At 39.4% G+C, this 10,233-nt stretch carries 8 protein-coding genes and 1 pseudogene; all 9 read left to right on the top strand.

Annotated elements, in window-relative coordinates:
• Positions 1-508 (top strand): annotated as a pseudogene (locus LRA01S_RS11465) (PTS system mannose/fructose/sorbose family transporter subunit IID); the annotation flags it as partial.
• 166 nt (positions 509-674) lie between these two features.
• A complete protein-coding gene (locus LRA01S_RS09735; RefSeq protein ID WP_061775436.1) occupies positions 675-1,403 on the top strand; it encodes a GntR family transcriptional regulator in 729 nt (242 codons plus the stop codon).
• A gap of 195 nt (positions 1,404-1,598) precedes the next feature.
• The gene (locus tag LRA01S_RS09730; protein WP_061775435.1) at positions 1,599-2,771 is read left to right on the top strand and encodes an SIS domain-containing protein; all 1,173 of its coding nucleotides are present in this window, start codon (positions 1,599-1,601) and stop codon (positions 2,769-2,771) included.
• 27 nt (positions 2,772-2,798) lie between these two features.
• On the top strand, positions 2,799-3,947 hold the full coding sequence (gene nagA, locus LRA01S_RS09725) for an N-acetylglucosamine-6-phosphate deacetylase (protein WP_061775434.1): 1,149 nt from the start codon (positions 2,799-2,801) through the stop codon (positions 3,945-3,947).
• A 14-nt stretch (positions 3,948-3,961) separates the two neighbouring features.
• Complete coding sequence (locus LRA01S_RS09720) at positions 3,962-4,897, top strand: hexose kinase (protein WP_061775433.1); 936 nt, start codon at positions 3,962-3,964, stop codon at positions 4,895-4,897.
• A 16-nt stretch (positions 4,898-4,913) separates the two neighbouring features.
• Positions 4,914-5,759 carry a class II fructose-bisphosphate aldolase gene (locus tag LRA01S_RS09715; RefSeq protein WP_061775432.1) on the top strand — a complete coding sequence of 282 codons (846 nt, stop codon included), beginning with the start codon at positions 4,914-4,916 and terminating at the stop codon, positions 5,757-5,759.
• A 553-nt stretch (positions 5,760-6,312) separates the two neighbouring features.
• Positions 6,313-7,218 (top strand): pectate lyase-like adhesive domain-containing protein, encoded by a 906-nt coding sequence (locus tag LRA01S_RS09710; protein ID WP_061775431.1) that lies wholly within the window; start codon positions 6,313-6,315, stop codon positions 7,216-7,218.
• A gap of 15 nt (positions 7,219-7,233) precedes the next feature.
• Positions 7,234-8,457: a hypothetical protein gene (locus LRA01S_RS09705; protein ID WP_061775430.1), complete on the top strand. Its 1,224-nt coding sequence runs from the start codon at positions 7,234-7,236 to the stop codon at positions 8,455-8,457.
• 234 nt (positions 8,458-8,691) lie between these two features.
• A complete protein-coding gene (locus LRA01S_RS09700) occupies positions 8,692-10,053 on the top strand; it encodes an InlB B-repeat-containing protein (protein WP_061775429.1) in 1,362 nt (453 codons plus the stop codon).
• The last annotated feature ends 180 nt before the right edge of the window (positions 10,054-10,233 follow it).

Below are 10,233 nucleotides of genomic sequence, written 5' to 3'. Positions count from 1 at the left end.
GAAACTGGGCACAAATGCCATTTCAGTATTGACAGAAAATGCTAAAGAATTTACACGTGCAGCAAGTATTTTGGGAATCTTTATCGTTGGGTCATTAACATGTGTTTACGGGTCTACAAAATTAGGTCTTGAAATTCCAAATGGGACAACCAACGAAGCAACAGCGATTACGACTGTGGTAAGTAAAGAAGGTCTTTCGAGATATGGTGAAAAACTCTATGTCGATGGCGATGAAGAAACGTTACAAGAAGGTTCTTAAGTTAAAGATCTAGGCACAGGTGATTATCAAATCACTTACAATGATTACAATAAAGTACCAGTTACCATCAATATTCAAAAGATTTTGGATGGTATTTTACCACAAATCATTCCATTGGCTTTGACTTTGTTGCTGTATCTCTTGATGGCTAAGAAAAACTTCACGCCACTTAAATGTATTGGCTTGCTACTCATTCTTGGCTTGTTAGGTTCAGGTCTTGGTATTTGGCCAACAATTTGGCCACAGTAATCGTCCAGTGAGGGGGAGTCTTCAGAAAATAGGCATCAGCTCCTTTTGATGGAAGTTTTATCTTAAAATTAGATATTTTTGAATATTCATCTGATATCTTTTTATCTTTGAAGTGAAATATAGTATAATCTTGTTAGTGGTAATTACCACATACAAGGAGGAAGAAATGGTTAAATCAAATAGAAAGCGACCATTATATGATCAATTGGTTGATTTGTTAAAAGGAAAAATAGAGAACGAGTTTGAACCGGATTCTTTGCTACCCTCAGAACGAGAGTTAGTAGACCAGTACGGTGTAAGTCGAACGACTGTTCGACAAGCCTTGCAAGAATTGGAACAGATGAACTATATCTATCGTAGACATGGTAAAGGAACGTTTGTTTCTGATTTACGAAACCATGCGACAAATTTATCAGGGGCATATAGTTTTACAGATCAGATGAAGTCCTTGGGAAAATATCCCGAAACAAAGATATTGCTATATCGAGTGATTGAAGCCAGTAAATATTTTGCGGATAAACTGAATGTACCTTTAGGTGAAAAATTGATCAAGATTAAACGCTTGAGACTTGCTGATGGTGTACCTATGATGCTGGAGAAGACTTATCTGCCTTTGAAACTATTTCTATCATTGACAGAAGAACGTTTGGCAGAGAAACCACTCTATGAGATCTTTTCTGAAGATTATGGTCAAATCGTGAAAATGGCAGAAGAGGAATTTTATGCAGGAATTGCGCGAATTAATGACAGTGAATTTTTAGATATTCATGAGGGGACACCTGTCTTAAATCTTGTGAGGACAACCTATAATTCAAAAAATGAAATTATAGAGTACACTCTAAGTGTTGCAAGAGGCGACCAATTCAAGTATAAAACAATCCATCTTAGATCATAAAAAAGAAGTATAAGTTTGACAATCAGCATTGTCAAATTCACATAGTCAACAATTACATGCCTAGTCTAAAGACAAGGCATGTGCTACATAGCCTGATATGCTAGCTATGATACTTAAATTAAAGTATTTAAAGTCAAAGGTTCGCATGGGTGTGTGATACAGCTCATGATGAACCAAATCAAGGGAGGAAAGAAAATGTTTAACTATTCAACAGAAGAACTAGAAAAATTAGGCGCTATTCATACAACACTTGAGATCAAACAACAGCCCAAAGTGTGGTTAGAAGCCTTTGATAATTTCATGGCTCAAAAATCAGAGATTGAGGCATTCTTAGCAAAAGTTAAGGCATCAACGACAGATAGAGTCAGAGTGATTTTTACTGGAGCAGGTACCTCTTGTTATGTTGGGGATACAATAACTCCTTACTTGAATCGTCAAGGGGATTCAGACTTTACTTACGAAAGTATTGCAACGACAGATATTGTTGGCAGTCCATTAGATTATTTACGACCTGATGATTTGACAATTTTGGTCTCATTTGCCAGAAGTGGGAATAGTCCTGAAAGTGTCGCAGCTGTTGAAATTGCCAACCAAGTTGTCAAAAATATTCGACACATTTCGATTACTTGTGCGAAAGAAGGCTTGCTTGCAAAAGCTGCTGAAAATGATGAGCATAACTTGTTGTTGTTGCAACCAGAAGCATCACTTGACTTGGGCTTTGCGATGACAAGTAGCTTTTCTTGTATGATGTTAACGGCTTTACTCGTATTTGATACAGCGACTGATGCCAACAAACAACTTTATGTCAAGACCATGGCGACCATGGCAGAAGACATCATCAATCGGGAATGTGAAATTGCAGATATTATCAACCGTGATTTTAATCGAATCATTTATCTGGGTACAGGAGCTCTGGCTGGTTTAACACGTGAAGCTCAGCTCAAAGTATTGGAATTGACGGCTGGTCAGGTTGCGACAATCTTCGATTCTTCACTCGGTTTCCGTCATGGACCAAAATCATTCATTAATGATAAAACTCTGGTCTTTGACTTTGTTAACAACGATGATTATTCTAGACAATATGACCTTGATATTTTAAATGAAATGGATCAAGATGGGATTGCAAACTCAGTCATTGCCATCGCCCAACCTAAAGTTGGACAAGATTTTAGCGGTGAAACGATTGAATTTGAAAAAGGTCTGCCACTTTTGCCAGAAGCTTACTGCGCCTTTCCTTGTATCGTCGTTGCACAAACCGTTTCTTTACTAGCATCGCTTAAAGTCGGTAATACACCAGATACGCCATCAGCGACTGGGACTGTCAATCGTGTCGTTCAAGGTGTTACCATTCATTCATTTGACAACTAATCAGCAGAAATAAAGCGAGGGATTAAAGTGAGTAAATATTATCTACATGCAGACCGTTTCTTCTTACCAAGTTCAGTTGAGACAGGTGGGTACTTAGCAGTTGAAGACGGCGTCTTCGGTGCTTATACCCAAGAAAAACCAGTAGGCGAAATTCTTGATTATACCGGAAAATGGATAGCGCCAGGACTTGTGGACACGCATATTCACGGCTATCATGGTCATGATGTGATGGATCATGATGTAGCAGGACTTGAAGCGATTTCTAAAGGCTTGTTAAGCTGCGGTGTCACAAGCTTCTTGCCAAGTACCTTGACTTCAACTGTTGAGATATTGAACGAAGTCTGTGAGACGATTGGGCAACATCATAAAGAAGTGACTGGCGCTAAAATTCAGGGGATATTCTTTGAAGGCCCCTTCTTTACTGAAAAGCATAAAGGCGCACAGAATCCAAGCTATTTCACAGATCCAGATTTGGCTGTCTTTAAAAAATGGCAAGACTTGTCGGGTGGCATGATTAAAAAAATCGCGATTGCACCAGAAAGAGAAGGTGCAGCCAAATTTACAGCAGCGCTCGTTAATGAAGGTGTTAGTGTCGCCTTGGGACATAGTGATGCAACTTACGATCAAGCCAAAGCTTCTGTAGAGGCTGGTGCCTCAGTTTTTGTTCACACTTATAACGGCATGAGCGGCCTAAATCACCGTGAACCTGGTATGGTTGGTGCGGCGATGACAACAGTTGGAACAGTTGCAGAGTTAATTTGCGATGGTCATCATGTTCACCCAGTTGCTGCTAAAGCGTTGATTCAGGCGAAAACACCAGATAACATTGCCTTGATTACAGATTGTATGCGTGCAGGCGGCATGCCAGATGGGGATTACTTCCTGGGAGAATTTCCGGTCATCGTTAAAGATGGTGCAGCGCGTTTAAAAAATGGTGGCAGTTTAGCAGGCAGCATCTTGCGATTGTTTGAAGGTGTAAAAAATGTGGTCGATTGGGACTTAGCAACTGTTTCTGACGCCATCTATATGGCAACAGAAGTTCCAGCTAAAAGCTGTCACATTGACCATGTTTGCGGTAGTATTCGTTTAGGTCGTGCAGCGGATTTCATCATTTTGTCAGATAAGCTTGACCTAGAAGAAACATATTTAGATGGTGTATCTGTTTATAAAAAATGAAAGGGGCGTGATAAATGATTGTTACAATCACGATGAATCCATCTATTGATATTTCTTATCCTTTAGGAGAATTTAAAGTTGATACGGTCAATCGTTGTGACATTGCCCGTAAAACAGCGGGTGGAAAAGGCTTAAATGTTAGCCGAGTTTTGCATCAACTCGATGATCCAGTAACTGCAACTGGTTTACTTGGTGGTGCCTTAGGTGAGTTCATCAAGGAAAATTTAGCAGCTACAGGCATTAGCTTTGCTTTCTCTAAAATAGCAGAAGAAACTAGAAATTGTGTCGCCATTTTACATGATGGCAAGCAGACAGAAATTTTGGAAAGTGGCCCTATAGTATCAGAAGCCGAGTTAGTAGCATTTCATCAAGATTTAGATACCCTACTAAGAGAAGCAACCGTCTTGTCAATTTCAGGCTCACTACCTAAGGGTGCCCCGACAGATTATTACAACCAACTGTTGGATATGGCTAAAGCAAAAAACATTCCCGTTGTCTTAGATACATCAGGGGCATCCTTATTAGCGGCGGTTCAACATGCTAATCAACCGTATCTGATCAAGCCAAATGCCGAAGAAGTCGCAAGTCTCTTAGGGATTCCTGAGATTACGAATTTGACGGATTTGAAAATCAGTTTACAGTCGGAGCTCTTTCGTGATATTCCGGTCATTGTTGTTTCTTTAAGTTCTGACGGCGCTTTTGTAAAAGCTGACGACAAATTTTACAAGGTTGATATTCCAAAAATAGAGGTCAAAAATCCTGTTGGTTCTGGAGATTCAACTGTTGCAGGCTTAGTTTCCGGCATTTATCACAAGCAACCTCTAACAGATTACTTGAAAAAAGCCATGGTACTGGGCATGTTGAATGCCCAAGAAGCAACAACAGGTCATGTCAATCTGGCGAATTATGATACCTTTTACCGTCAAATAAAGGTTACTGAAGTAAAGTAAAAAAGGAGAACAAGATATGTTAGTAACGAGTAAAGAAATGATTCTGAAAGCCCAAGCTGGTAATTATGCAGTTGGTGCTTTCAATATCGAGAACATGGAGATGGCGATGGCTGCGGTTAAGGCAGCAGAAGATTTGCATGCGCCAATTATCTTGCAGACGACACCAGGAACGGTTGACTATGCGACTTTGGAGTTGTATTTCGCCAATGTGAAAGCGATTGCAGACATGGCGAAAGTGCCAGTTGCCATCCATTTGGATCATGGATCAAGTTTTGAACTTGCTATGCAAGCCTTACATGCCGGTTATACGTCTATTATGATTGATGGTAGTCATCTACCATTTGATGAAAATGTCGCTGTTAGTCGTCGTGTTGTTGATGCTTGCAAACCTAATAATATTCCAGTTGAAGCAGAACTAGGTAAAGTTGGTGGTAAAGAAGATAAATTAGATGGTGGTTCTAACAACCCTTATACAGAGCCAGCTGAAGCCAAGGAGTTTGTCGCACAAACAGATGTGGACTTTTTAGCTATCGCAGTTGGCACGATTCATGGTATTTATAAAGGTGAGCCTAAGATTGATGTGGATCGCCTATCTGAAATTCGTCAAGTCGTTGATGTACCGCTTGTTTTGCATGGTACATCCGGTGTACCTGATGAGCAAGTTCGAGAAGCAATCAAACGCGGCATTTGCAAAGTCAATTATGCGACAGACTTACGGATTGCTTATACCAAGGGTGCGCGTGCCAATTTGGCAGATGACAAAGTCATCGATCCTAAAAAATATGGTGAAGCTGGTATGAAAGAAGTCTATGCTTTGGTCGCAGCCAAAATTAAAGTTGTAGGGAGTGACAGTAAAGCTTGAAATCTTACTAAAATGGTCTACTATTTTGGGCTCTATAATAAATCGTGTGGGAAAATTTCCCAGGCGATTTTTTGTGATTGTCGGGCTTTGCCTCCATTCAGGAATTATTTAGCAGTTGATTTTGTGACAAGCAATATTTCAATAGACATATTAAAAATAAATAAAAAGTGATTAATTCAATGGATAGAAGCAGCAGATAATAATAAAATCATTTTAAAATGTTAAGGGAATATATTATTTTATATTTGTTTTAGTTGGAAAAAATAAGCAAAAAATGTTAATATATTAATATATAGTGAGTGTTTAGTGTGTGAAATATTGTTTAGGAAGTTTAGAAAGTTTAAATTGGTGTCAATTTTGAGATTAGTAAGCATAGAGATATATTCAGTTTTCACAAATAGTTGTCAAAAACCACCAGTAAAATTAGCTGTTGTGATTTCGGATATCCTGAATTATCTGGATGATTCTTAAAATTAGTCATTGAATAAGTATCTACTTTTATCAAGGATTAGTTTTTGTATGTAAAAAATATATAGAAAGTGTGCATATCATCATGATTGAAAATAAGTCTATAAAATTAATTAGAAGTAAATTAATCTCTTTTTTCCTCGGTTTAATTCTGGTATTCAATGCTATCTTGCCATTGACATCAGTTTTTGCTGAGGATGTCTCACCTCCAACAGCACCAGTGACCAGCTGGCAGCTTTTGGATTTAGAAAATCAAGCTGTTTCGGAGGAAAATCCTGTAGAAGTAGAAGGTGCTTATGCCTTAAGAGCTGAAGTTCACCTGCAAGCTTTGAAAGGGTTGAAATTAAGAGCAGGCGATGTTTATCAACTTGCTTTACCAGAAAATTCTGAAATTGGCGCATGGTCTGCTGAACAAATTGCCCCTAAAGATGTCGTGAACAAACTCGGAGAGGTTATCGGTAGTTTTGTTATTCAGGATCAAGGGATTTTACTCACCTTAAATGAAGCGGCAACTGATTTCGACCAAATAGATGCAGTCATTCAAACCGATGCTGTTTTGACAACGGACGTGGATAAGGCGGTAATACAAGAGGTTCAAGTAGGCGATAGTGTACAAAATATTGCCTTTGTTGGCTTGCAACCAGACTTAGATTTAGCGTCAACGCTAAATGAAGAAGAGATCGATAAAACGCCTGCTCAGTCTATCGAAAACGTTACAAAAACTCGACAAGTGCGCGCATTGCCAAGTGAGCGGTCTGTTGCAACCTTAGCAGAATTTGACCAAGCCCTAGCAGATGAAAATGTCACTAAAATTATTTTAACAGCTGACATAACGCTTGATGCGACAAAAGAAATTGCAACAGGCAGAACACTTACGATTACAAGCGATGGCAATGGTCCTCATCAGGTAACAATCACACCTTCGGCAAGACATTTTAAACTTTTGCAAGGGGCTAATTTAACATTAGAAAACCTAGTGATTGAAGGGTAAAACAAACCAGGTGGTGTGCGTGTCGATAGTAGTTCAGCAGAACGGTCATCTTTAACCATTACAAACACGACATTTCAAAATTGTAAAAGTGCACAAGCTAATACGGGTGTAAATTTTGGTGGTGCCATAGATGTTTATGATAGTACGGTAGGACCTATCGGTTATGCGACTGTTTTAATTAAGGGAACCTCGGCTTTTCTTAATAATCAAGCTTATTATGGTGGTGCTATTGCTGCTAGGAATGCATGGATTACGATAGAAGGCGAAACAAATTTCTCTGGTAATATGGTAGTAGGAGACGGCTGGGGTGGCAGTACGCTATTCTTCCAAAATGTTGAGTCAGAAATCAAAGATAAGGTCACTTTCACTGGTAATGGTACGACTGGCAAAGAGGGCGGCGCACTGATGCTCTATGGCGGTGGTAATGCTGTGATTAGTGGCAATGTCACTTTTGAAAGTAATAAAGCAAGTAATGGCGGCGCCATTATGTCCAGAGGTGGTAATACGACGAGCGCACTTGAAATCAATGGCGATATCAAATTTAAGAATAATAGTGCTTCTGCTCAAGGTGGGGCAATTCACACACAAGCGCGAACAGTTAATATTGCCACAGATGGTACGAGCAATGTAGAGTTCTTAAATAATACATCTTCGCAATATGGTGGTGCCGTTGAGGCAACTGATGTGACACTAGAGATTGGTGCAGGTACAATCTTTGACGGTAACAAAGCCTTATATTCAAATAGTGGTGGCGCCGTCCATGTCTATTCAACGGGCGCTACTGTCAAATTTAATGTGACAGTAACGGCAACACGTCACGTTATCTTTAGAAATAACTCAGCAGCAAGTTGTGGTGGTGCGCTATGTATCCATGGTGGAAATGCGGCGAGTACATCTGTCATCAAATATGCTGATATTGTTAATAACTATTCGAGAAATTTTGGTGGTGGGATTGATATTGACCAAGCAAGATTTGTCACCTTGGAAAATTGTCTGATTCAAGGCAACACTTCTAGTACTGATGGTGGCGGTATTGCCATGGAAGATGCTCATGTTGATTTAGTAATTAGAAATAGTATCATTGATAATAATAGTGCTGGTGGCTATCCTCACAGTGCTAACTACCGTGTGACAACTAGTGGTGGTGGTGGTATCTCTTTTGATTTAGGAACCATTACAATTTCAGATTCTAGTATTACCAATAATAGCGCCCCTGTAAATGGTGGTGGGATAGGTTAAAGAAATCATGCTAATCAAGCGTCACTTCTCGCAGCAGTCAAAACAACCAATACAATTTTCTTAGGAAATACTGCTAAGACGCTAACTGCCATAAGTGAAACAGATAAAATAACGCATGCAGATAAGATTAACAAATCTGAAGTAGGTAAAACTTACAGTCAAAATCAAGCGTATGCTTATAATAACTTTGATATTCAGTATAGTGGTACCAATGTACCATTACCCAAAGTAACGGTGACTTTTGATACTAAAGGTGGTACACCAGTTCCGAATTCACAGACAGTGGATTATGGGCAAGGTGTCTATCTACCAACCCCTGAGCCAACAAGACCATTCAGTCAATTTCTAGGATGGGTGACAGCTAATGGTGATATTTGGAGTTTTGCAACAGCTGGCAATCCTAATACAGGTGCACCCGTGCGAAGTGATATGACGCTTTACGCAAGATGGCAGTCAGATGAATTCAAAATCGATTATGACTTGGATAATGGTACGAATGATATCAATAATCCAACATCATATGTTTATGGCGTGGGTGTCACAAGTTTCGCAGATCCTGTACGTGACAATTATCAATTTTTGGGCTGGTTTGATGCACCGAGTGGAGGCAATCTCATTACTAGCATTTCAGACACTGACGATGGCGACAAAATATTGTATGCAAACTGGAAAGCAAATGACTTTGTGATTAATTATAGCTTAGATGGTGGTAGCAATCATGCGACTAATCCAACGACCTACACTTATGGTATCGGAGTCACGAGTTTTGGCGATGCGTCTAAAACTGGTTATAAGTTCCTAGGTTGGTATGATGCTGAAAGCGGTGGTAATGCCGTTACGAATATTACTGATACAGCGACAGGGACACAAACACTTTATGCACGTTTCGAAAAAGACTTGACACGAATTGATGTGAAACCCATTGAAAAGAGAATCATAAAAGGCTCAACATACTCATGGCAGCATACACACCATGAACCGGTGCTCTATGATGAAAATGGTGTGGCAGTAGATGGTGCGAAACTTTGGGCGATTATTGATGGCAAGGTTTATGATGAAAATTCTTTTGAAGAATTACCAGAAGGTGTGTATGATGTAACCTTCACAAATGTTAATCCGTTAACTAAAGCAATGCCTTTCAAATCACTACTTGGCAGAGCTTTGATTAAAGAAGTAACAGCACAGACGACAGCAACAATTATTGCGGAAGATGCTACGATTGAAACAAAAGATCCAGCGCCGATCACAGTTCGTTATGTCGACCAAAATGGTAAAGAGATTAAAACGGCAACAGTCTACACGGGTAAAAATGGTGACGTGATTTCAAGTGCTGCACCGATGATTGACGGTTATGAGTTGATTTCCCTCAGCGATAAAATTAATGCGGTCATCACGGATCAAGCCCAAACTTTTACATTTGTTTACAAACCAGTTAATTCTGTTCAGCAAGCTTTGCCAACGACTGGTGGAACATTGCCAAGAACAGGTGAAATGGAAAATGGCTGGCATCTTATGGTTGGATTCCTGCTGGTTGCTTTGTTAAGTTTCCTATCTTGGATTAAGATTGGCAAACGATTTATTAGAAAACAGGGGTAACCTCCCCAATTGTCTGTAAAAGGTTGAACAACAATAGAAGAACCGTATGAATTCATTTTGATTCCATACGGTTCTTCTATTTTTCTAATGAGCTAATGTTATATATAAACAGACCTTAAAATTCAACTGTTACCATTTTCCTGTAAAAAATCAAGCAAGACCTGATTGGTTTCATCATGG

This window comes from Pseudolactococcus raffinolactis NBRC 100932, assembly GCF_001591765.1.
Classification (GTDB): domain Bacteria; phylum Bacillota; class Bacilli; order Lactobacillales; family Streptococcaceae; genus Pseudolactococcus; species Pseudolactococcus raffinolactis.
This window is presented reverse-complemented; position numbering and strand designations above follow the sequence as displayed.